This window comes from Pseudomonas sp. TH32 (assembly GCF_016650855.1).
GTDB lineage: Bacteria > Pseudomonadota > Gammaproteobacteria > Pseudomonadales > Pseudomonadaceae > Aquipseudomonas.
In genome coordinates, this window is record NZ_JAEKFA010000002.1 from 4,424,906 (window position 1) to 4,444,941 (window position 20,036).

General features: G+C 60.3%; 25 protein-coding genes and 1 pseudogene. 8 read left to right on the forward strand and 18 right to left on the reverse strand.

Annotation, left to right across the window (positions count from 1 at the left end):
- Window positions 1–501 precede the first annotated feature (501 nt).
- Both JFV30_RS33745 and JFV30_RS33750 read left to right on the forward strand, forming a co-directional pair.
- Window positions 502–702: pseudogene (locus tag JFV30_RS33745) on the forward strand (HAMP domain-containing protein); the annotation flags it as partial.
- Window positions 703–816: 114 nt separating this feature from the next.
- On the forward strand, window positions 817–1,560 hold the full coding sequence (locus JFV30_RS33750) for a methyl-accepting chemotaxis protein (RefSeq protein WP_371318568.1): 744 nt from the start codon (window positions 817–819) through the stop codon (window positions 1,558–1,560).
- Window positions 1,561–1,690: 130 nt separating this feature from the next.
- On the opposite strand, the gene JFV30_RS23895 is transcribed toward JFV30_RS33750, so the two are convergent.
- From JFV30_RS23895 to JFV30_RS23905, 3 genes are read right to left on the reverse strand one after another with little or no spacing between them, the layout of a single operon-like run.
- Window positions 1,691–2,311 (reverse strand): SOS response-associated peptidase, encoded by a 621-nt coding sequence (locus JFV30_RS23895; protein ID WP_003216163.1) that lies wholly within the window; start codon window positions 2,309–2,311, stop codon window positions 1,691–1,693.
- Window positions 2,312–2,347: 36 nt separating this feature from the next.
- Window positions 2,348–2,608, reverse strand: coding sequence for a putative signal transducing protein (locus tag JFV30_RS23900; protein WP_010170538.1), 261 nt, complete (start codon window positions 2,606–2,608; stop codon window positions 2,348–2,350).
- Window positions 2,609–2,618: 10 nt separating this feature from the next.
- Entirely contained in the window at window positions 2,619–2,798 is a 180-nt protein-coding gene (locus JFV30_RS23905) for a CPXCG motif-containing cysteine-rich protein (protein WP_010170539.1), read from the reverse strand.
- A 144-nt stretch (window positions 2,799–2,942) separates the two neighbouring features.
- Between JFV30_RS23905 and JFV30_RS23910 the strand changes: the two genes are divergently transcribed.
- Entirely contained in the window at window positions 2,943–4,106 is a 1,164-nt protein-coding gene (locus JFV30_RS23910; RefSeq protein ID WP_029615884.1) for a 1-acyl-sn-glycerol-3-phosphate acyltransferase, read from the forward strand.
- A 30-nt stretch (window positions 4,107–4,136) separates the two neighbouring features.
- Here the strand turns inward: JFV30_RS23910 and JFV30_RS23915 are convergent, their stop codons facing one another.
- Window positions 4,137–4,394, reverse strand: a complete 258-nt coding sequence (locus JFV30_RS23915; protein WP_010170543.1) for a hypothetical protein — start codon at window positions 4,392–4,394, stop codon at window positions 4,137–4,139.
- Window positions 4,395–4,575: 181 nt separating this feature from the next.
- On the opposite strand from JFV30_RS23915, the gene JFV30_RS23920 reads away from it, so the two are divergent.
- On the forward strand, window positions 4,576–4,785 hold the full coding sequence (locus JFV30_RS23920) for a hypothetical protein (protein WP_008434269.1): 210 nt from the start codon (window positions 4,576–4,578) through the stop codon (window positions 4,783–4,785).
- 57 nt (window positions 4,786–4,842) lie between these two features.
- Here the strand turns inward: JFV30_RS23920 and JFV30_RS23925 are convergent, their stop codons facing one another.
- Entirely contained in the window at window positions 4,843–5,427 is a 585-nt protein-coding gene (locus JFV30_RS23925; RefSeq protein WP_201125356.1) for a YajG family lipoprotein, read from the reverse strand.
- 184 nt (window positions 5,428–5,611) lie between these two features.
- Here JFV30_RS23925 and JFV30_RS23930 point away from each other — a divergent pair, with 184 nt between their 5' ends.
- Both JFV30_RS23930 and mqo read left to right on the forward strand, forming a co-directional pair.
- A complete protein-coding gene (locus tag JFV30_RS23930; protein WP_169386297.1) occupies window positions 5,612–5,845 on the forward strand; it encodes a hypothetical protein in 234 nt (77 codons plus the stop codon).
- A gap of 725 nt (window positions 5,846–6,570) precedes the next feature.
- Complete coding sequence (gene mqo / locus JFV30_RS23935; RefSeq protein WP_201125357.1) at window positions 6,571–8,079, forward strand: malate dehydrogenase (quinone); 1,509 nt, start codon at window positions 6,571–6,573, stop codon at window positions 8,077–8,079.
- A gap of 92 nt (window positions 8,080–8,171) precedes the next feature.
- Here mqo and JFV30_RS23940 read toward each other — a convergent pair whose 3' ends face one another.
- From JFV30_RS23940 to JFV30_RS23950, 3 genes are all read right to left on the reverse strand, one after another.
- Window positions 8,172–8,459 carry a PA4642 family protein gene (locus JFV30_RS23940; protein WP_010170557.1) on the reverse strand — a complete coding sequence of 96 codons (288 nt, stop codon included), beginning with the start codon at window positions 8,457–8,459 and terminating at the stop codon, window positions 8,172–8,174.
- Between the two features lie 208 nt (window positions 8,460–8,667).
- Window positions 8,668–9,153, reverse strand: a complete 486-nt coding sequence (locus JFV30_RS23945) for a hypothetical protein (protein WP_201125358.1) — start codon at window positions 9,151–9,153, stop codon at window positions 8,668–8,670.
- A 61-nt stretch (window positions 9,154–9,214) separates the two neighbouring features.
- Window positions 9,215–9,772 (reverse strand): hypoxanthine-guanine phosphoribosyltransferase, encoded by a 558-nt coding sequence (locus JFV30_RS23950; RefSeq protein ID WP_177084221.1) that lies wholly within the window; start codon window positions 9,770–9,772, stop codon window positions 9,215–9,217.
- A 165-nt stretch (window positions 9,773–9,937) separates the two neighbouring features.
- On the opposite strand from JFV30_RS23950, the gene upp reads away from it, so the two are divergent.
- Both upp and JFV30_RS23960 read left to right on the forward strand, forming a co-directional pair.
- Window positions 9,938–10,576: a uracil phosphoribosyltransferase gene (upp, locus tag JFV30_RS23955; RefSeq protein ID WP_003216149.1), complete on the forward strand. Its 639-nt coding sequence runs from the start codon at window positions 9,938–9,940 to the stop codon at window positions 10,574–10,576.
- A 2-nt stretch (window positions 10,577–10,578) separates the two neighbouring features.
- Window positions 10,579–11,853, forward strand: a complete 1,275-nt coding sequence (locus JFV30_RS23960; RefSeq protein ID WP_010170563.1) for a uracil-xanthine permease family protein — start codon at window positions 10,579–10,581, stop codon at window positions 11,851–11,853.
- 138 nt (window positions 11,854–11,991) lie between these two features.
- Here the strand turns inward: JFV30_RS23960 and hisC are convergent, their stop codons facing one another.
- The 10 genes from hisC to JFV30_RS24010 all read right to left on the reverse strand — a co-directional run bounded on the left by hisC (window position 11,992) and on the right by JFV30_RS24010 (window position 19,994).
- Entirely contained in the window at window positions 11,992–13,044 is a 1,053-nt protein-coding gene (gene hisC, locus JFV30_RS23965; RefSeq protein WP_201125359.1) for a histidinol-phosphate transaminase, read from the reverse strand.
- A gap of 3 nt (window positions 13,045–13,047) precedes the next feature.
- Complete coding sequence (gene hisD, locus JFV30_RS23970) at window positions 13,048–14,376, reverse strand: histidinol dehydrogenase (protein ID WP_010170565.1); 1,329 nt, start codon at window positions 14,374–14,376, stop codon at window positions 13,048–13,050.
- Between the two features lie 127 nt (window positions 14,377–14,503).
- Complete coding sequence (hisG, locus tag JFV30_RS23975) at window positions 14,504–15,139, reverse strand: ATP phosphoribosyltransferase (RefSeq protein WP_003188599.1); 636 nt, start codon at window positions 15,137–15,139, stop codon at window positions 14,504–14,506.
- A 171-nt stretch (window positions 15,140–15,310) separates the two neighbouring features.
- Window positions 15,311–16,576 carry a UDP-N-acetylglucosamine 1-carboxyvinyltransferase gene (murA, locus tag JFV30_RS23980; protein ID WP_177084230.1) on the reverse strand — a complete coding sequence of 422 codons (1,266 nt, stop codon included), beginning with the start codon at window positions 16,574–16,576 and terminating at the stop codon, window positions 15,311–15,313.
- Window positions 16,577–16,599: 23 nt separating this feature from the next.
- Window positions 16,600–16,839 carry a BolA family protein gene (locus JFV30_RS23985; protein ID WP_010170570.1) on the reverse strand — a complete coding sequence of 80 codons (240 nt, stop codon included), beginning with the start codon at window positions 16,837–16,839 and terminating at the stop codon, window positions 16,600–16,602.
- Between the two features lie 114 nt (window positions 16,840–16,953).
- Window positions 16,954–17,259 carry an STAS domain-containing protein gene (locus JFV30_RS23990; RefSeq protein ID WP_010170571.1) on the reverse strand — a complete coding sequence of 102 codons (306 nt, stop codon included), beginning with the start codon at window positions 17,257–17,259 and terminating at the stop codon, window positions 16,954–16,956.
- Window positions 17,256–17,909: an MlaC/ttg2D family ABC transporter substrate-binding protein gene (locus JFV30_RS23995; RefSeq protein WP_010170573.1), complete on the reverse strand. Its 654-nt coding sequence runs from the start codon at window positions 17,907–17,909 to the stop codon at window positions 17,256–17,258. Before JFV30_RS23995 ends, JFV30_RS23990 begins: the two co-directional genes overlap by 4 nt.
- An 11-nt stretch (window positions 17,910–17,920) precedes the next feature.
- Window positions 17,921–18,388, reverse strand: a complete 468-nt coding sequence (mlaD, locus tag JFV30_RS24000) for an outer membrane lipid asymmetry maintenance protein MlaD (RefSeq protein ID WP_010170575.1) — start codon at window positions 18,386–18,388, stop codon at window positions 17,921–17,923.
- Window positions 18,388–19,185, reverse strand: a complete 798-nt coding sequence (mlaE, locus tag JFV30_RS24005; RefSeq protein WP_003216131.1) for a lipid asymmetry maintenance ABC transporter permease subunit MlaE — start codon at window positions 19,183–19,185, stop codon at window positions 18,388–18,390. Before mlaE ends, mlaD begins: the two co-directional genes overlap by 1 nt.
- Window positions 19,185–19,994 carry an ATP-binding cassette domain-containing protein gene (locus tag JFV30_RS24010; RefSeq protein WP_003216128.1) on the reverse strand — a complete coding sequence of 270 codons (810 nt, stop codon included), beginning with the start codon at window positions 19,992–19,994 and terminating at the stop codon, window positions 19,185–19,187. Before JFV30_RS24010 ends, mlaE begins: the two co-directional genes overlap by 1 nt.
- Between the last annotated feature and the right edge of the window lie 42 nt (window positions 19,995–20,036).

Genomic DNA, 20,036 nt, shown 5'->3' on the forward strand with positions numbered 1-20,036 from the left:
GAAAGCAAAAAGCCCTGCGCCATCGACCCGGCCCCTTATAAGGTGGGCAACGCGATGGTGATGCTCGCCTCGTTTATCGAACCGATCATGATCGACGGCACCTTCCAGGGCATCGTCGGCGCCGACCTGTCGGTGAACTTCATCCAGGAAATGCTCACCAAGGCTGATCAGAATTTGTACAACGGCGCCGGTGAACTGGCGCTGATTTCCAGCAACGGCCGCCTGGTGGCCTACACCCAGGACGCCAGCAAGCTGGGGGAAAAAGCCAGTGACCTGCTCGACAGCAACGAACTGGCGAACCTCAGCCAACTGAAGATCGGCGAAGTACGCTACGACGTGGACAAGGAACACGGGCATATCGAGTTGTTCCTGCCGTTCAACATCGGCCAGACCGACGCCCGCTGGACGCTGATGCTGCAGCTGCCCCTGAGCGCAGTCATGGCCGACTTGCAGGCCATGCAGCATGACCTCGACGCCCAGCGCAAAACCGATATTTTCGGCATGGCCGTGGCCGGATTGCTGATTGCCGGCATCGGCTTGCTGGTGATCTGGCTGGTGGGCCACGGCATTGCCCGGCCGCTCAAGCAAATGGTGGCGATGCTCAATGACATCGCCCAGGGCGAAGGCGACCTGACCCGCCGCCTGACCAGTGATCGCACCGACGAACTGGGGGCGATTGCCAGTGGCTTCAATACGTTCCTGGCCAAATTGCAGGGGATGATTACCCAGGTGGTGAGCTCGGTGCAGAAGGTCAGCGACTCGTCGGAACACACCGCCGACATCGCGATTCGCACCAACCAGGGCGTGCACAAGCAGATGGTCGAGATCGATCAGGTGGCCACCGCCGTACACGAGATGACCGCAACCGCCCAGGACGTGGCGCGCAACGCCACCCAGGCTGCCCAAGCCGCCAGCCACGCCGACCAGGCGGCGAGCCAGGGCATGCAGATTGTGCGCGACACCTCCACCTCCATCGGCGCCCTCGCCCAGGAAATCGGCAAAGCGGTCGGTGTGGTGCAGGCGCTGGCCAAGGACAGCGAGAACATCAACGCCATCCTCACGGCAATTCGCGGGATTGCCGAGCAGACCAACCTGCTGGCGCTCAACGCAGCCATCGAGGCGGCGCGGGCCGGTGAGCAAGGACGCGGATTTGCAGTGGTGGCCGACGAGGTGCGCAACCTGGCGCAGAAGACCCAGAAGGCCACCGAAGAAATCCAGACCATGATCCAGCAACTGCAGCAAGGCACCCGCGACGTGGTGCGGGTGATGGAAGACAGCCAGAACCGCACCGACGAAAGCGTGCAACACGCAGCCAAGGCGGCACAGGCGCTGGAGACCATCACGCAGGCGGTGTCGGTGATCAACGACATGAACACCCAGATCGCCAGCGCCGCCGAGGAACAGAGCGCAGTGGCCGAAGACATCAACCGTAACGTGATCAATATCGGGCAAGTGGCCAATGAAGTGGCGGGCGGGGCGGACGAGTCGAGCGCGGCCAGCGCGGATTTGACCAAGCTGGCGGAGCAGCAGCGCCGGCTGATCAATCAGTTCAAGGTTTGAGGTTATTGGGTGAAGTTCAGGGCCTCATCGCAGGCAAGCCAGCTCCCACACTTTGAATGTATTCACAGATCAAAGGTGGGAGCTGGCTTGCCTGCGATAGGGCCCTAAACCCAAGCAAAAACCTGCAGGTTCAACCCGGCGTCAGGCACTCCGGCCCATTGAGTTTCGGATCGTTGACCATATTGGCCAGCACCCGCTCGCGCAACGCGGTGGGTTCACTGGCCAACAAGGCCTGCAAGGTGTGCAACGGCGTCTCGGGGTTCAGCCAGGCTGCCTGCCCCGCCGCGTCGAGAATGAGCGGCCGCCGCTGGCTCTGCGCCGCCTGGGTCACCACCGCCGTACTCAACCACACCTGCTCCTGCACTGGATACGCTTCCCAGATCGCCGCAAAGAACAGCGTGCTGCCCTCCCCCGGCGTCAGCCAATACGGGCGCTTGCGCTGGGTACCGCGCCATTCGTAGAAACCGTTGGCCGGCAACAAACAGCGGCGCTGACGAAAGGCTTCGCGAAACATCGGTTGCTCCGCCAGGGTTTCCGCCCGGGCGTGGGCCGGCGTACGGGAAAGATCGGTCAGCCAGGGCGGCGTGAGGCCCCAGCGCGCCCGCGCCAGGGTGTGCTGGCCGTCGCTCAGGCGCTGGATCAGCACCGAATCATTGGGAGAAATGTTCCACTGGGCCTGCTGGTCGGCCGGAAAGCCCGGCAAGGCAGCAAACGCGGGGTTCCAGCGAAACAGGGCATAACGTCCACACATGGGGCAACACGACTCTTGGAGAAACTGGCCGACAGCCTAACAGACCAACACGTCGGGGAAGCTGTCGGGTTCATCACCCGGCACGGGTTGGGCCCCGTTGTAGGCGGTGATCAACTCACGGGCGTAGGCGGCCTGATCGTTCTCCACCGCCAGCGCCAGCAGGCCGTAGATCGGCAACTCACCGGTGCCACCCAGCAAATCGCGCCCCACCAGGTGTGCAGTGATGCCCTCGCTCTCGAGCATGCCCTGCAGCAATTCGCCTTCCATCAGGTTTTCCGGTTCGTAGATTCGCTGCATGGGCGTACCTTTATTCGTTCTCGCTGCGCACTTCGAGCATCCATTCATCACCATGAATCTGCAGGATGAAGGTAATGGGCCGGCAGCACACCGGGCAGTCCTCAATATAGTGCTGATCGCCCCCGGACAGGTCCAGTAACGCGGTAACTACCTCTCCACAATAAGGACATTCGTACGACTCCTCTTCCATCGCGGTCTCCCAGGTGACTTGTGCGTATAATCGCCGGTCTATTTACAGGGCTATTTTTCGTCCCGGCCAATTGCCCGGACCACGCCCTGATATTTATTGTTCCAAACCTTTACTTACCCTAGCCGTTTCTAACAAGAGAGCATGATGGGCGAATTCGATACCATCCGACCTTACAACGACAGCGAAGTCCCGGCAGTGCTGGCCCGACTGTTCAGTGACAAGGCCTTTCTGGACATCCTGACCCACTTTCGCTTCCCGCGCTTTGCCGGCGCCTTTGGCTGGCTGCTCAAGCCGATGATCGCCCACAAGCTGCGCCGTGAGTTCGCCGGCGTCACCACCGTGGCCACGCTGCAGGACAAAGTCGAGTTTTACGTCGACCACACCATCGAGCGCGCGACCGACGGCGTGACGTACACCGGCGTGGAGCAGTTCAAGTCTGGCAGCGCCTACCTGTTCCTGGCCAACCACCGCGACATCGTGATGGACCCCGCCTTCGTCAACTACGCCGTGTACCACGCCGGCCTGCCCACGCCACGTATCGCCATCGGCGACAACCTGCTGCAAAAGCCGTTTGTCAGCGACCTGATGCGCCTGAACAAGAGTTTCATCGTGCACCGCTCGATCACCGGGCGCAAAGAGAAGATGGCCGCTTACCAGCTGCTGTCGGCCTACATCAACCATTCGATTCGCAACGACTGCCAGTCGATCTGGATCGCCCAGGCCGAAGGCCGCGCCAAGGATGGGGATGATCGCACCGAGTCGGCGATCCTCAAGATGTTCCACATGAGCCGCAAGGACGAGCCGTTCGCCGAGGTCATCCAGTCACTGAACCTGACGCCGGTGTCCATCAGCTACGAATACGACCCGTGCGATGCAGCCAAGGCCCGCGAGCTATACATCCGCGCCACCACCGGCACCTACAGCAAGGCACCGGGGGAAGATGACGTGAGCATTGCCCTGGGCATCACCGGCTACAAGGGCCGGGTGCACGTCAACTTCGCGCCGCCGATCACCGAGGCGTTCGAAGACACCAAGCTGCTGGCGATCGAGATGGACCGGCAGATCCTGGGCGGTTATCGGTTGTTCCCGGTGCATTACCTGGCGTACGCCCAATGGAGCGATGCCGACCCGCAATTGCAGGTACCGACCGCCGCCGAAGTGTTCCCGGCGGATGAGTTGGCCAAGGCAAAAGCGGAGTGGGAGCGGCGGTTGAACGCATGCCCGGCCGAGCATCGGCCGTATCTGGTGCTGCAATACGCGACGCCGGTGAGGAATCAGTACCGGGTCAAGGCCGGGATTGCGCTCTAAAGACGATCACCTGTAGGTGCCAGCAGGCGCCTACAGGTGTTTGCTCAGCAAGGAAACCAGCAACGCCAGCCCAAGACAGGCAAACCCCAGCCGGTAGAACAGGCGATGGGTGCGCTGCGTCAGCACATCAAGCAGCAGCATCGGTTGATCAATCGCGCGCAGTGCGCTTTGCGCGTCAAGCCGGGCCATCGCGCGCTGTTCGTGCAGGCGTGTGACAAACAGCAACCAGGCTGCCGGGCAGGCCAGCAACAGGGCAAGGGAATTGAGCAGTAGTGCGGTCAGCGACATCGCAAACCTCGATGTATCAGTGTCTTGGTATCAGTTCAGATACAAACCTGAATGATATGCGCCGCCTGCGCGTCATTGCTCCTTCCCCATTGACGGCTAATGTATCCAGTAATTTACAGCGTCACCTGAACGTCACCTTAACAAGCCACTCTGTTGCCCTTCGAAAGCCCGGGAGCTTGTCATGTTGCACGCGCAAAACCAGGATCGGCTGTATCTGATTGCCCCAAGCGATGAGCAGGAAGCACTGGTGGGCGGCCTCGCGTTCAATGTTCAGGACCGCCACTGGCTGGTGTATTGCGCCCTCGGCGGGCATCAGCATGCCGACCTGCCGGAGCTGGATTTGCTCACGGGTGTGAGTGTGCTGGACTTTTATGTCGAAACGGCTGCATGACACCGACAGGCGAAAAAAAACCGGGCTCAGTGACGAGCCCGGTTTTTTTATGAACGGTTACTGTGAGCTGAGCAGCGAACCGATGCTCGGGTCCTTGAACAGACGCGTCAGGGCATCGCTCAACACATCGCTGACCAGCTTGGTGTTGGTTTCCTGATTCGGCGCCATGCCGAAGCGCTGGTCCAGCGAAGCGCCGTAACGGCCAGTGTAGCGACGGGTGCCGGCGGTCACGTCGGACTTGAAGGTCGCGCCGATGGTGGCTTCAGTCACGTACAGGCCTTCCTTGGGCGACTGATACTTCAGCTCGGCCAGGGTAATGGTCAGTTGTGGAGCGCCGGGCGAGTTGGCCGGGGTGAAGCCCAGCAGGCGCACAGCCGCTTCGGCCTGGGCTTGCAGCTTGGGCAGCACGTCGGCACCGGTCACCGTGATGGCGCTGGTTTCCGGGTACAGGCCGCCACGGGTGCCGAGGGTCGGCGACGGACGCCCGTCAACCACACGCACCGACACCGGCTGGCCATGGCCGACAGGCGCCAACTGGGTGGTGATTTTCGGTTGCGGGCTGAGTTGTTGCGGGCTGTGGGCGCAGCCAACCAGGGTCAAACTGGTCACAGTGATCAAACCGAACAACAGGCGTTGCAACATACTCATTTCTCCAGGACTAGATGCAAACAGGGCGCCAGTATAACGGTGAGCGCTCGCCACTCACCAGAATTCCTGAACGGTGGCTGAACTGTCGGCGAAATTACAATTTTCACACAGAACCGTCACCTCAATGTCATGCCAGACTGCCAACCTTCGCAGCATGTAACGAACCGGGTACAAAACCATGCGCCTTCTCAAATCACTGTTCTTTTCCCACACCAGCCATCGCCACTTTGCCCTGCTCGATGCCCAAGGCTGCTGCCAGGCCTTCAAGCAGTGCAGCTTGCCGCCCGTCGGTGAAGGCTGGGTCGAAGTCGAAGAGACCCGCCTGAGCTGGATGCACCGTCCGCTGCCCGCCAGCGCCCGTGTCAGCCCACGGGTTTCGCAGCCACAGCCACGGCATGCGTTGGTCTCCTGACCAGACTGCTAATAAAAGTCATTAAACACGTCCATTTGCGCGCATTTCTTCGCTACAATCTCCCCCGATTATAAGGACGTCTCCTGATCGGGCCTCGCAGCATCGCTAATGCGCTTGTATTAGCTCCCCGCACCGCCCACAGAGAGCCGCCCACACAGATCGAGTGAAGCTGGCGAGCTTGCTGTTTTCTCTGCAAACCATCGTCTTTACCCGAATCTGCCAGAGCTGCCATGCGCTCGGCCACTTGAGTTGTTTGCCCGTTTTGCCGCTTGCCGGCAGTGATTTCGGGCCAGGTGCCAGGCTGGGGCAGCCCTTTTTTGAGGTTCACGTCTTCAAAAGAGCGTGAAAAAAACGGGTTTTCACAACTTCACAAGAGTGTGGCGAGCAAATGAATAGTTTTGCGTTTGTACAAGCACCATCAGCGTCTGGAACAGCCCCACCACACAGGACCGAGTACTCCTCAAGAACCGGAGCTTGAAGCCTGTCCGCTACGGATTTGGTTGCACGATCGGACGAGCTTGACCATAAGTCGAATTGCCACAGGCGCCCGTAAATGCGTTCATACGCAGATCAGGCCCGGTCGGCAGCGTCCGCTTGCGATAAATTGCGAAGAATCGGACATGGCGATCCTGGCCATGGGTAACCTGGGGCATCACGTGAACCGCCCCGTCACTCCTGGCAGCCATGCCGTCAATTTGGTGCTGCAGATTTTGGAGACGCGTTAAATGGCGCATAACGAAGCAGTCGACGTAGTACTGGTAGGTGCGGGCATCATGAGTGCCACCCTCGCCGTACTGCTCAAAGAGCTCGACCCCGGCCTCAAGCTGGAAGTCGTTGAGCTGATGGACTCGGGTGCCGCGGAAAGTTCCAACCCGTGGAACAACGCCGGTACCGGCCATGCCGGGCTGTGTGAGCTGAACTACACACCGCAGGCGGGCGACGGCTCCATCGACATCAAGAAAGCCGTGCACATCAACACCCAATTCGAGGTGTCGAAGCAGTTCTGGGCCTACCTGACCAAGAAAGGCACCTTTGGGTCGTCCAAGTCCTTTATCAGCCCCGTGCCGCACCTGAGCTTCGTGCAGGGCGAGAAAGGCGTGTCGTTCCTCAAGAAGCGCTTTGAAACCCTCAGCCAGCACCACGCGTTCTCGGACATGCACTACACCGAAGACCGCAGCGAAATGGCCGAGTGGATGCCGCTGATGATGCCCGGCCGCCCGCTGGACGAAAAAATCGCTGCCACCCGCGTGATGAATGGCACCGACGTCAACTTCGGCGCCCTGACCAACCAGTTGCTCTCGCACCTGACCAGCGCGCCGGATGCCCAGGTCAAGTACAGCAAGCGCGTCACCGGCCTCAAGCGCAACGGCGCCGGCTGGACCGTGAGCATCAAGGATGTCAACAGCGGCAATTCCCGTGATGTGGACGCCAAGTTCGTGTTCCTCGGCGCCGGCGGCGCGGCCCTCCCGCTGCTGCAGGCCTCGGGCATCGAAGAAAGCAAAGGCTTCGGCGGCTTCCCGGTCAGCGGCCAATGGCTGCGTTGTGACAACCCGGAAGTGGTCAAGCACCACCAGGCCAAGGTCTACAGCCAGGCGGCCGTGGGTTCGCCACCGATGTCGGTACCGCACCTCGACACCCGCGTGGTGGATGGCAAGAAGTCCCTGTTGTTCGGGCCCTATGCCGGCTTCACCACCAAGTTCCTCAAGCACGGTTCGTTCCTCGACCTGCCCCTGTCGATTCGTGCAGGCAACATCGGCCCGATGCTGGCCGTGGCCCGGGACAACATGGACCTGACCAAGTACCTGGTCAGCGAAGTGCGCCAGTCCATGGAGCAGCGCCTGGAATCCCTGCGCCGCTTCTACCCTGAAGCGAAAGCCGAAGACTGGCGCCTGGAAGTGGCCGGCCAACGGGTGCAGATCATCAAGAAAGACCCGAAGAAAGGCGGCGTGCTGCAATTCGGTACCGAACTGGTTGCGGCCAAGGACGGTTCGTTGGCCGCCCTGCTGGGCGCATCTCCGGGTGCTTCGGTGACGGTGTCGATCATGCTGGAACTCATCGAACGCTGCTTCCCGACGAAAGCGGCCGGTGAGTGGGCAGCCAAGCTGCACGAGATCTTCCCGGCTCGGGAAAAGGTCCTGGAGACCGATGCGCAGCTGTATCGCAAGATCAACACGCAGAACAACATCAGCCTGGAACTGGTTGAGCAAAGCAGCGAGACCGAAAGCTACGCTTGAGCGTCGTGACGCAGAGCGTCAGTGGATGCATTCCCACGCAGAGCGTGGGAACGAAAAACGCCCCGATGGGGCGTTTTTTTTGTCCGTAGCAATCAGCCGCGGGCTTGTTCGATCAGCTCGATGTACTCGGCGGCGTTGCGCTGGTCCTTGATCACGTCAACAAACGTCAGGCCATGCTCATCCTTGCCATCGAGGTCCAGGCCGGCTTCCTTGAAGAAAACCAGGAAACGCTCGAAATCATCGATGCGCAGGCCACGGTAAGCCTTGATCAGTTTGTGCAGGGACGGCGAAGTGGCGTCTACCGGCTCGAAATCCAGGAACAGCTTGATTTGCTCGTCGCCGATTTCATCACCAATCAGCTGTTTCTTATCTTTACGCATTACCGACTCCAGCCTGCAGACATTTACACGGGAAAAGCAGTTTACCTGCGGCACAGCGGCTTCGAAAGCTACGCGAACCAATGTGGGAGCTGGCTTGCCTGCGATAGCGGTGGGTCAGTTGGCCCATCTGTTACTGATGCATCGCTATCGCAGGCAAGCCAGCTCCCACATTGACTGTATTTACACGGCCGAATCCGCGTCGACTGGATTATTTGGCGCGAACGGCCCCGGTGTGCAAATCAGCCCAGATATGGCCATTGGCGTAAATGAGGAATTGCACGTAGACCGTGTCATTGCGCAACAGGTCGACAATCACCCGGTACTGGGTCATCGGATACGACAAGGTGAGGGTTTTGCTTTTATCGTCGAACACCGGTTTTTTCAGGCTTTTGCTTTCGGCGTCAAAGTTGAGGATCACCTGGGCGATGGTCGCGCCCTTGTTCAAGGATTTGCCCTTGAGGCGGATCATCAACGGCGAGGTCACCGGAATCGGCTGCTGGGTGGATTGGCGCTGGTTGCCCACCACCACCGAATAGTCGGTGACTTGCAGCAATTGCTGCTGGTCCGCAGCTTCGGCTCGCAGATTAAGGTCGTCGGGAGGAAGGAACTGGCCGTGCAACGGCGCAGGAGCGGCCGCCAGGGGCAAACTGAAGGTCAGCGCCAGGGCGGCGCAGGTGCGAATCAACAGGCTCATGAACAGCTCCAGACGCAGGGGCCAAGCACGATAGCATGACAGCCCTGCGCCTGAATCCCGCTTACATCCCTTTAACGGCGTAAATCCCGTTGGCGTTGCGCCAGTAGCCTTTGTAGTCCATGCCGTAACCGAAGATGTAACGGTCGATGCACGGCAGGCCCACGTAATCGGCTTTCAGGTCCGGGCGGGCCTTGCGGTCGTGGTCCTTGTCGATCAGCACGGCGGTGTGCACGTTGCGCGCGCCGGCGTGTTTGCAGAAGTCGATGATGGCGCCCAGGGTGTGCCCTTCGTCGAGGATGTCATCGATGATCAGCACGTCGCGGTCAATGAACGAGACTTCCGGCTTGGCTTTCCAGAACAGGTCGCCGCCGCTGGTTTCGTTACGATAGCGGGTGGCGTGCAGGTAGGACGCTTCCAGCGGGAATTGCAGATGGGTGAGCAATTTACCGGCGAAAATCAGGCCACCGTTCATCACGCAAAAGACCACCGGGTTGGTGTCGGCCATTTCGCGGGAGATGTGCGCGCCGACCTTGGCGATGGCCTCTTCGACTTGCGCTTCGGTGTACAGGCAGTCAGCCTCGCGCATGATTTGACGGATATGCTCGAGATCAGCGGACATGGCGCTCTCCAAGGGGGTGCTGTGGCAAGAAAAGCGGGCAAAGGTACGCATGTGAGGCGCAACGTTCAAGCCTTAATGGACTAACGTACTAGATGTCTATAGGACAACACCCTCGGATAGATTAATCTAGGCCGGTTTTTTTGCCCGCCGCCGGAGCCTTTCCCCATGCCCATCCGTGAGATCCGCCATCCGCTGATCCGACATAAACTCGGCCTTATGCGCCGCGCCGACATTAGCACGAAGAACTTCCGTGAGCTTGCTCAGGAAGTCGGAGCGCTGCTCACCTACGAGGCGACCAAAGACCTGCCCCTGGAAAACTACGAGATCGCCGGTTGGTGTGGTCCCGTCCAGGTCGAGAAAATCGCCGGCAAGAAGATTACCGTGGTACCGATCCTGCGCGCCGGTATCGGCATGCTCGAAGGCGTACTCAGCCTGATCCCGGGCGCCAAGGTCAGCGCCGTGGGCGTGGCCCGCAATGAAGAGACGCTGCAGGCCCACACCTACCTGGAAAAACTGGTCCCGGAAATCGACGAACGCCTGGCGATGATCATCGACCCGATGCTCGCCACCGGCAGTTCCATGGTTGCCACCATCGACCTGCTGAAAAAAGCCGGTTGCAAGGACATCCGCGCCATGGTGCTGGTGGCCGCTCCCGAAGGCATCGCCGCCGTCGAGAAAGCCCACCCGGACGTGCTGATCTACACCGCATCCATCGATGAACGCCTGAACGAACACGGCTACATCATCCCGGGCCTGGGCGATGCCGGCGACAAGATCTTCGGTACCAAGCAGAAGGACGCGTGACCATGCAGGATGAGTTCAACGACCCGCTTTGGCGCCAGATCCTGTCTGGCGCACAGATGCTCTTCGTGGCATTTGGCGCGCTGGTGTTGATGCCGCTGATCACCGGTCTCGATCCAAACGTCGCCCTGTTTACCGCAGGCTTGGGCACCTTGCTGTTCCAAGTGGTCACCGGGCGCCAAGTGCCGGTGTTCCTGGCGTCGAGCTTTGCGTTTATCACCCCGATCATTCTCGCCAAAGGCCAATTCGGCCTCGCGGCGACCATGGGCGGCGTGATGGCGGCCGGTTTCGTTTACACCTTCCTGGGCCTGGCTGTGAAGATCAAGGGCACCGGTTTCATCGACCGGCTGCTGCCGCCGGTGGTGATCGGGCCGGTGATCATTTCCATCGGCCTGGCCATGGCGCCGATTGCCGCCAACATGGCAATGGGCAAGGCGGGCGACGGTAGCGAGTTGATCCACTACCAAACCGCCATGCTGATCTCGATGCCAGCGCTGCTGACCACATTGATCGTCGCGGTGTTCGGCAAAGGCATTTTCCGCCTGGTGCCGATCATCTCCGGTGTGTTGGTGGGTTTCGCCATGTCGTTCTACTTCGGTGTCGTCGACACCGCGAAGATCGCCGCCGCACCATGGTTCGCCCTGCCCCACTTCACCGCGCCAGAATTCAACTGGCAGGCGATCCTGTTTATCGTCCCGGTGGCCCTGGCCCCGGCGATCGAACACATCGGCGGCGTCATTGCCGTGGGCAGCGTGACCGGTCGCGACTACCTGAAAAAGCCTGGCCTGCACCGCACGCTGTTGGGTGATGGTATCGCCACCACCGCTGCCGGCCTCTTCGGCGGCCCGCCCAACACGACCTACGCGGAAGTGACCGGCGCGGTGATGCTGACCAAGAACTACAACCCGAAGATCATGACCTGGGCGGCAGTGTTTGCCATCAGCCTGGCGTTTATCGGCAAGTTCGGCGCGCTGCTGCAAAGCATTCCAGTCCCGGTGATGGGCGGTATTTTGTGCCTGCTGTTCGGCTCGATTGCCGCGGTGGGGATGAACACCCTGATCCGCCATAAGATAGACCTCGGCGAAGCACGCAACCTGGTGATTGTGTCGGTGACCCTGGTGTTCGGGATTGGCGGTGTGCTGGTAGGTACCGGCACCGGCCCGGATGACTTTGGCCTGAAGGGCATTGCCCTGTGTGCGGTGGTAGCGATTGCGTTGAATCTGCTGCTGCCGGGCAATGACGGCTGGAAGAACAAGAAACCGGATGAGCCGTTGCTGTAAGGCTTTAGCTTTTTGGTGTTGCTGATGGCGCCATCGCGGGCAAGCCCGGCTCCCACAGGGGACTGCATTCTTTCTGACAATGCATTCCAATGTGGGAGCCGGGCTTGCCCGCGATGGCGCCGGTTCAGTCAATAAAGATTACAGCTCACCCAACGCATCAATCAGCGCCTGATTCTGCTCAGGCGTGCCGATGCTGATCCGCAGGAATTGGGCAATCCGCTCCTGCTTGAAGTGCCGCACAATCACCCCTTGCTCCCGCACCTTGGCTGCCAGCCCGGCGGCGTCGTGCCGTGGGTGACGGGCAAAGATGAAGTTGGCTGCAGACGGCAGCACCTCAAAACCTTTGGCCTGCAACTGCGCCACCAGCTTTTCACGGCTGTCGATCACTAACTGGCAAGTCTTCTGGAAGTGCTCACGGTCTTCAAACGCAGCGGCCGCGCCGACAATCGCCAAACGATCCAGCGGATAGGAGTTGAAGCTGTTCTTGACCCGCTCCAGCGCCTCGATCAGGTCCGGATGGCCCACGGCCAGGCCCACCCGCAAACCGGCCAGGGAGCGCGACTTGGACAGGGTTTGGGTCACCAGCAGGTTCGGGTAGCGGTCCACCAGGCTGATGGCGGTCTCGCCGCCGAAGTCGATATAGGCTTCATCGACCACCACCACCGAATCCGGGCTGGCCTTGAGGATCTGCTCCACGGCGTCCAGCGCCATCACGCAACCCGTCGGCGCGTTCGGGTTGGGGAAGATGATCCCGCCGTTGGGCCTGGCGTAGTCCGACACGCGGATCTGGAACTGTTCATCCAGTGGCACCGCGTCGAACGCAATGCGGTACAGGCCGCAGTACACCGGGTAGAAGCTGTAGCTGATGTCCGGGAACAGCAGCGGCAAGTCGTGCTGGAACAAACCGTGGAAGATGTGCGCCAGGACTTCGTCGGAACCGTTGCCGAGGAACACCTTGCCCGCGTCGACCCCGTAATACTTCGCCACCGCCTGCTTGAGCAGGTCGCTGTTGGGGTCCGGGTACAAACGCAGGTTGTCGTTCAGCTCGGCCTGCATGGCGGCCAGCGCCTTGGGCGATGGGCCGTAGGGGTTTTCATTGGTATTCAGCTTGACCAGTTTGGTCAGCTTCGGTTGCTCACCGGGCACGTAAGGAACGAGATCCTTGACGAGCGGGCTCCAGAATTTGCTCATGTTTCAGTTCCCCTGCGGCTTATCGTCAACGATGCGGTATTCGGCACTGCGGGCGTGGGCAGTCAGCGACTCGCCACGGGCCAGCACGGAAGCGGTCTTGCCCAACTCCGACGCGCCCTGGGGCGAGCAGAAGATGATCGACGAACGCTTCTGGAAGTCATACACACCCAGCGGCGAGGAAAAACGCGCGGTGCCCGAGGTCGGCAACACGTGGTTGGGACCGGCGCAGTAGTCGCCCAGGGCTTCGCTGGTGTGGCGGCCCATGAAGATCGCACCGGCGTGACGAATCAGCGGCAGCCAGGCTTGCGGGTCGGCGACGGACAACTCCAGGTGTTCCGGGGCAATGCGGTTGGCCACTTCGATGGCTTGTTCCATGTCGCGCACTTGGATCAGAGCACCACGGCCGTTGATCGACTTTTCGATGATCTCGGCGCGCTCCATGGTCGGCAGCAGTTTGGCGATGCTGGCGGCGACCTTGTCGAGGAATTCGGCGTCCGGGCTGACCAGGATCGCCTGGGCGTCTTCGTCGTGCTCGGCCTGGGAGAACAGGTCCATGGCGATCCAGTCCGGGTCGGTCTGGCCGTCACACACCACGAGGATTTCCGAAGGGCCGGCGATCATGTCGATGCCGACCTGGCCAAACACGTGGCGCTTGGCGGTGGCCACGTAGATGTTGCCAGGGCCCACCACCTTGTCGACCTTCGGCACGCTTTCAGTGCCATAGGCCAGGGCGGCTACCGCTTGGGCGCCGCCGATGGTGAACACGCGATCAACCCCTGCAATGCACGCGGCGGCCAGCACCAGTTCGTTGATTTCGCCACGCGGGGTCGGCACCACCATGACCACTTCGGTCACGCCGGCCACCTTGGCCGGAATCGCGTTCATCAGTACCGAGGACGGGTACGACGCTTTACCGCCCGGCACGTACAGGCCGGCGCGGTCCAGCGGCGTGACCTTCTGGCCCAGCACGGTGCCGTCGGCCTCGGTGTAGCTCCAGGAGTCCTGTTTCTGTTTTTCGTGGTAGCTGCGCACCCGCGCGGCCGCTACTTCCAGGGCTTCGCGCTGGGGCGCGGTGATGCGGGTCAGGGCCAGTTCCAGGCGTTCGCGAGGCAGGATCAGGTCGGCCATGGAGGCGACGTCCAGGCCATCGAACTGCCGGGTGAAATCCACCAGCGCCGCGTCACCGCGCTCGCGCACGGCCTTGATGATGTCGAGCACCCGCTGGTTGACCGAATCGTCGGACACGCTTTCCCAGCTCAGCAGATGATCCAGATGATGGGCGAAATCCGGGTCGGCAGCGTTGAGTCGGGCAATTGCAGTGGACGTGGTCATAGCGAGGGCCTCAATAGAATTGGCAAAAACTCAGGCGCCCTAAACTAGCAGTCGTTTCCGCTTGGGCACCTGAGAATTCTGGCTATGAGGCGGATAGACGGGCGCGGCTTAGGGCCGCGCGGGTGAGTCAACCGCGGTGTCGAGACTCCACTGCCTTGCGCAGGGTGTCGATCAACGCCTGGATACGGGCGTGCTGCATTTTCATCGAAGCTTTGTTGACGATCAGGCGGGAGCTGATGTCGGCGATAAAGTCCTGGGGCTCCAGGCCGTTGGCGCGCAGGGTGTTGCCGGTGTCGACCACGTCGATGATCTTGTCGGCCAGGCCGATCAACGGCGCCAGCTCCATCGAGCCGTAAAGCTTGATGATGTCGACCTGGCGGCCTTGCTCGGCGTAGTAACGCTTGGCGACGTTGACGAACTTGGTTGCCACCCGCAGGCGGCCCTTAGGCTCGACGTCACCGACACGGCCGGCGGTCATCAGCTTGCACAGGGCAATACGCAGGTCCAGCGGCTCGTACAGGCCCTGGCCGCCGTATTCCATCAACACGTCTTTACCCGCCACGCCCAGGTCGGCCGCGCCATGCTCAACGTAGGTTGGCACGTCGGTGGCCCGCACGATCAACAGACGAACGTCGTCCTGGGTCGTGGGGATGATCAGCTTGCGGCTCTTGTCCGGATTCTCGGTCGGCACGATGCCCGCTTCAGCCAGAAGCGGCAAAGTGTCGTCAAGGATGCGGCCCTTGGACAGTGCGATGGTCAACATGGGAAACGTCAGTCCTTCATCAGGCTATTGCTGTCCGGTCGCAATCGGCGCCAGACACAGATCGAGGCCATTACAGCCTCGATTTGAAACAAACCATTTAACAACAAACACCTTCCTGTGGCGAGGGAGCTTGCTCCCTCGCCACAGTGACGGTCTTTGCAGTTACGGGTATTAGCCCGGTACGCGGCGGATTTTCGCGCCGAGCATCTGCAGTTTCTCTTCGATGCACTCGTAGCCACGGTCTATGTGGTAGATGCGGTCGATCAGGGTGTCGCCGTCAGCGCACAGCGCCGAGATCACCAGGCTGGCCGAGGCACGCAGGTCGGTGGCCATCACTGGCGCGCCCTTGAGCTTCTCGATGCCGGTCACGATGGCAGTATTGCCTTCGACCTGGATCTTGGCGCCCATGCGGTGCAGTTCATACACGTGCATGAAGCGGTTTTCGAAGATGGTCTCGATCACAGCGCCGGTGCCTTCGGCAATCGCGTTCAGGGAAATGAACTGCGCTTGCATGTCGGTCGGGAACGCCGGGTACGGAGCGGTACGCACGTTGACGGCTTTTGGCCGCTTGCCGTGCATGTTCAGCTCGATCCAGTCTTCACCGGTGGTGATTTCAGCGCCGGCTTCCTTGAGTTTTTCCAGGACGGATTCAAGGATGGTCGGATCGGTGTCCTTGACCTTGACGCGGCCACCGGTAACGGCAGCAGCCACCAGGTAGGTACCGGTCTCGATGCGGTCCGGCATCACTTTGTAGGTGGCCGAGTGCAGGCGCTTAACACCTTCAATGGTGATGGTGTCGGTGCCGGCGCCAGTGATGTTGGCACCCATGGCGATCAGGAAGTTCGCCAGGTCGACTACTTCCGGCTCGCGCGCGGCGTTCTGCAGCACGCTGCGGCCGTTGGCCAGGGCAGCAGCCATCATGATGTTCTCGGTACCGGTCACGCTGACGGTATCGAAGAAGAAGTTCGCGCCACGCAGGCCGCCTTCCGGCGCCTTGGCCTTGATGTAGCCGCCTTCGACGTCGATGGTTGCGCCCATGGCTTCAAGGCCACGAATGTGCAGATCAACCGGACGTGAACCGATGGCGCAACCGCCAGGCAGTGCGACTTCTGCTTCGCCGAAACGGGCAACCATCGGGCCCAGTACCAGGATCGAGGCGCGCATGGTTTTCACCAGTTCGTACGGCGCGATCAGGGTCTTGATGGTACGCGGGTCGATTTCGACGCTGAGTTTCTCGTCGATCACCGGCTCAATGCCCATGCGACCGAACAGTTCGATCATGGTGGTGATGTCGTGCAGGTGCGGCAGGTTGGCCACGGTAACCGGGCCATCGCACAGCAAGGTCGCTGCCAGGATCGGCAGGGCGGAGTTCTTCGCCCCGGAAATGCGGATCTCGCCATCAAGACGAGCACCGCCGGTAATAATCAATTTATCCATAAGAATCTCGACGCCTTGGGGGCTCAGGTGCGCTCGGCCCAGGCCGCGCGGCTGAAAAATTTCATAGTGACCGCATGGATGCTGCCATCGGTGATCCACGGGTTCAAATGGGCATAGATCTGCTGTTGACGCTTGACCGGGCTCAACGCCGCCAGTTCATCGCTAATCACGTTCAGCTGGAAATTGCAGCCTTCGCCCTCAACTTCAACATTAGTTTGGGGCAGCTTTCCTTCAAGGAAGCTTTTAACTTCTAGGGCCTGCATGATCAACCTCTATGGGCGCCCAGTGCGCGCGGGTCGCACATCATACAAAAAAGCCCCGCGCCTGCGAACCCCGCATAGCAGGACTCTGACGGGGGGCTTCTTTAATAATGTGTATTAAGGATGCGCCAACAGCTCGGTCAGACCGGAAACCTCAGCGATTTCACGCATGTCTTCGGGCAATGCACGGATGCTTACCGGCTTTTTGACGGCCTGCGCATCACGCATGAAACACAGCAGCAACGACAAGCCGACGCTGCTGGACTTCACCACCGCCGAGCAATCCAGCACCAGCGCGGACGCCGTACTGGCATTGATCAGCGCTTGCCCCTGCTTGCGCAGGGCTGGCCCGGTGCTGTAATCCAGCACGCCGCTGAGCAGCAGCTCACCGGACTCGCCAAGGCGAATGGCCGACTCGGTCATTGGGCAGGCTTCCCGGCAGCTTTGTCGGTTTCTTCCTTGGCCTTGGCCACTTCACCGGCCCAACCATTGATGGTCTTGTCCAGGTCGTTGCCATTGCGCTGCATTGCATCCGCAAACTGGTCACGGAACAGCTTGCCGATGTTGATGCCGTTGATGATCACGTTACGCAGTTTCCACTCGCCGTTGACCTTCTCCAGCGTGTACTGCACCGGGTACACCGCGCCATTGTTGCCCTTGACGCTCATGTTGACGCTGGTGCGATCACCCGATTCGTCACCGGCCGGAGCGACAGTAATACCCTGGTTGTTGTATTCGAGCAGGGCATTGCCGTAGAACTGGAACAAGCCCTTCTTGAAGTTTTCCTGGAACGTCTGCATCTGCGCAGGGGTCGCCTTGCGCGAGTACTTGACGGTCATGATGCTGCGGGAAATACCTTCAGCATCGACAACAGGGCCCACGATGGTGTTGAGCGCGTTGTAGAACTGACTTGGATCCTGCTTGTACTTTTCCTTGTTGGCCGACAGGTCAGCCAACATCTTGTTGGTAGTGTCCTGCACCAGATCATGTGCGGAACCGCCAGCAGCGGCGTTAGCCATCAACGGCAGTGCCGCGAGCAGTACCAACAGGCCACGTCGCAAAGTAGAGATCATGAACACATTCCTCATTTGGCGTCTTTATTGACGGTATTGAGCAGGAATTTACCGATCAAGTCCTCCAGCACCAACGACGACTGTGTGTCATGAATGGTCGAGCCATCCTTGAGCAGGGCTGTTTCCCCGCCCACGCTGATACCGATGTACTTCTCGCCCAGCAGGCCAGCGGTGAGGATAGACGCAGTGGAGTCAGTCGGCAGGTTATCCACCTTCTTGTCCACCTGCATGGTCACACGGCCGGTGAAGCTGTCGCGGTCCAGATCGATCGCCGTGACCTTGCCGATGGTTACACCGGCCATGGTCACTTTAGCTCTGACAGTCAAACCGGCGATATTGTCGAAGTAGGCGTAAAGTTTATAAGTATCGGCGGTGGGGCTGGCCGATAGGCCGCTGACTCGCAGGGCGAGCAACAGTAAAGCCAGGATGCCAGCCAGCAAGAAAAGGCCGACACCGATTTCCACAGTGCGGTTTTGCATCAGAAATCTCCAAACATCAAGGCGGTCAAAATGAAGTCAAGGCCCAGTACCGCCAGCGAGGCGTACACAACGGTCTTGGTGGTGGCGCGACTGATCCCTTCAGACGTGGGCTCACAGTCATAGCCTTGGAATACGGCGATCCAGGTCACTACAAAGGCGAAAACAATACTTTTAATGATGCCATTGAGCACGTCACCACTGAAGGTCACGCTGTTCTGCATGTTGCCCCAGTAGGAGCCGTCGTAGACCCCCAGCCAGTCAACCGCCACCCACGAACCGCCCCAGATCCCCACCACACTGAACACCATTGCCAGCAGTGGAAGAGAGATGAAGCCAGCCCACAGGCGCGGGGCAACAATGTACTTGAGCGGATCGACACCGATCATTTCCAGGCTGGACAGCTGCTCGGTGGCCTTCATGTTGCCGATTTCGGCTGTCAGCGCAGAACCGGCGCGCCCGGCAAACAGCAACGCAGTCACCACCGGACCCAGTTCACGCAACAGCGTCAAGGCAACCATCTGCCCCACCGCCTGCTCCGAACCGTAGCTGGACAGGATATTGAAGCCCTGCAGCGCCAGCACCATGCCGATGAACACCCCGGAAACCACGATGATCACCAGGGACATCACGCCCACAGAGTGCAGTTGCTTGATCAACAGGCCAAAGCCGCCGCCAATACCGCCGCGGCCGAGCAAGGCATGAAACAGGAAAATCGTCGAACGGCCCAGCACGCCAATGATATCGATGCCGGAGCGGCCGAAAAGGCGAACCTTTTCGAGTAAAGATGTCTTGCGCATCAACGCTTCCCCAGAAGATCTGAGCGGTAGTCCGCTGCCGGAAAGTGAAAAGGCACCGGGCCATCGGGATCGCCGGTCATGAATTGGCGAATGCGCGGGTTATCTGCGTTCATCAGCTCTTCAGGCGTGCCCTGCCCCAGCACCTGGCCATCGCCCACTACATAGAGGTAGTCGGCAATGCTCGCGGTCTCGGCCAGGTCGTGGGAGACCACGATACTGGTGATACCCAGCGCATCATTGAGCAGGCGGATCAGGCGCACCAGGACACCCATGGCAATCGGGTCCTGGCCAACGAACGGTTCGTCGTACATGAGAATCTGCGGGTCGAGGGCGATGGCACGCGCCAGGGCCACGCGACGTTTCATACCACCGGACAGTTCGTCGGGCATGAGGTCGATGGCACCGCGCAGTCCTACGGCCTGCAGTTTCAGTAACACAATGTCACGAATCATTTCATCGGACAGCTGTGTATGCACCCGCAGCGGGAACGCCACGTTTTCGAAAACGTCGAGGTCGGTAAACAGCGCACCGCTCTGGAACAGCACGCCCATATGCTTGCGGGCATCGAACAGGTCGCTGCGCGAAAGGGTCGGCAGGTTCTGGCCATTGACCCAGACTTCACCGGCGGAGGGGCGCAATTGCATGCCCATCAGCCGCAGCAGCGTCGTCTTGCCGCAGCCGGAAGGCCCCATGATGCCCGTGACTTTGCCACGGGGAATGCGAATATCCACATTATTGAAGATGCTGCGCGTACCGCGCTTGAAGGAAAGGCCCTTCAGCTCGACCGCGTAGGCGTTATCGGCACTCATCTAAACTCCTTGGGATGCAGCCTTTCACTCAGACACCTTATT

Excerpts from the sequence above, each read along its gene's own strand:
- hisG (WP_003188599.1), bottom strand. The coding sequence starts at position 15,139 with ATGTTGACCATCGCACTGTCCAAGGGCCGCATCCTTGACGACACTTTG.
- JFV30_RS23925 (WP_201125356.1), bottom strand. The coding sequence starts at position 5,427 with ATGTTGCAACGCCTGTTGTTCGGTTTGATCACTGTGACCAGTTTGACC.
- JFV30_RS23940 (WP_010170557.1), bottom strand. The coding sequence starts at position 8,459 with ATGCGTAAAGATAAGAAACAGCTGATTGGTGATGAAATCGGCGACGAG.
- JFV30_RS23960 (WP_010170563.1), top strand. The coding sequence starts at position 10,579 with ATGCAGGATGAGTTCAACGACCCGCTTTGGCGCCAGATCCTGTCTGGC.
- JFV30_RS23900 (WP_010170538.1), bottom strand. The coding sequence starts at position 2,608 with ATGCAGCGAATCTACGAACCGGAAAACCTGATGGAAGGCGAATTGCTG.
- mlaE (WP_003216131.1), bottom strand. The coding sequence starts at position 19,185 with ATGCGCAAGACATCTTTACTCGAAAAGGTTCGCCTTTTCGGCCGCTCC.
- JFV30_RS23920 (WP_008434269.1), top strand. The coding sequence starts at position 4,576 with ATGTTGCACGCGCAAAACCAGGATCGGCTGTATCTGATTGCCCCAAGC.
- JFV30_RS33750 (WP_371318568.1), top strand. The coding sequence starts at position 817 with ATGGTCGAGATCGATCAGGTGGCCACCGCCGTACACGAGATGACCGCA.
- JFV30_RS23910 (WP_029615884.1), top strand. The coding sequence starts at position 2,943 with ATGGGCGAATTCGATACCATCCGACCTTACAACGACAGCGAAGTCCCG.
- JFV30_RS23985 (WP_010170570.1), bottom strand. The coding sequence starts at position 16,839 with ATGCAGGCCCTAGAAGTTAAAAGCTTCCTTGAAGGAAAGCTGCCCCAA.
- JFV30_RS23990 (WP_010170571.1), bottom strand. The coding sequence starts at position 17,259 with ATGACCGAGTCGGCCATTCGCCTTGGCGAGTCCGGTGAGCTGCTGCTC.
- hisD (WP_010170565.1), bottom strand. The coding sequence starts at position 14,376 with ATGACCACGTCCACTGCAATTGCCCGACTCAACGCTGCCGACCCGGAT.
- hisC (WP_201125359.1), bottom strand. The coding sequence starts at position 13,044 with ATGAGCAAATTCTGGAGCCCGCTCGTCAAGGATCTCGTTCCTTACGTG.
- JFV30_RS23950 (WP_177084221.1), bottom strand. The coding sequence starts at position 9,772 with ATGTCCGCTGATCTCGAGCATATCCGTCAAATCATGCGCGAGGCTGAC.
- murA (WP_177084230.1), bottom strand. The coding sequence starts at position 16,576 with ATGGATAAATTGATTATTACCGGCGGTGCTCGTCTTGATGGCGAGATC.
- JFV30_RS24010 (WP_003216128.1), bottom strand. The coding sequence starts at position 19,994 with ATGAGTGCCGATAACGCCTACGCGGTCGAGCTGAAGGGCCTTTCCTTC.
- JFV30_RS23905 (WP_010170539.1), bottom strand. The coding sequence starts at position 2,798 with ATGGAAGAGGAGTCGTACGAATGTCCTTATTGTGGAGAGGTAGTTACC.
- JFV30_RS23945 (WP_201125358.1), bottom strand. The coding sequence starts at position 9,153 with ATGAGCCTGTTGATTCGCACCTGCGCCGCCCTGGCGCTGACCTTCAGT.
- JFV30_RS23995 (WP_010170573.1), bottom strand. The coding sequence starts at position 17,909 with ATGATCTCTACTTTGCGACGTGGCCTGTTGGTACTGCTCGCGGCACTG.
- mlaD (WP_010170575.1), bottom strand. The coding sequence starts at position 18,388 with ATGCAAAACCGCACTGTGGAAATCGGTGTCGGCCTTTTCTTGCTGGCT.
- upp (WP_003216149.1), top strand. The coding sequence starts at position 9,938 with ATGCCCATCCGTGAGATCCGCCATCCGCTGATCCGACATAAACTCGGC.
- JFV30_RS23930 (WP_169386297.1), top strand. The coding sequence starts at position 5,612 with ATGCGCCTTCTCAAATCACTGTTCTTTTCCCACACCAGCCATCGCCAC.
- mqo (WP_201125357.1), top strand. The coding sequence starts at position 6,571 with ATGGCGCATAACGAAGCAGTCGACGTAGTACTGGTAGGTGCGGGCATC.
- JFV30_RS23895 (WP_003216163.1), bottom strand. The coding sequence starts at position 2,311 with ATGTGTGGACGTTATGCCCTGTTTCGCTGGAACCCCGCGTTTGCTGCC.
- JFV30_RS23915 (WP_010170543.1), bottom strand. The coding sequence starts at position 4,394 with ATGTCGCTGACCGCACTACTGCTCAATTCCCTTGCCCTGTTGCTGGCC.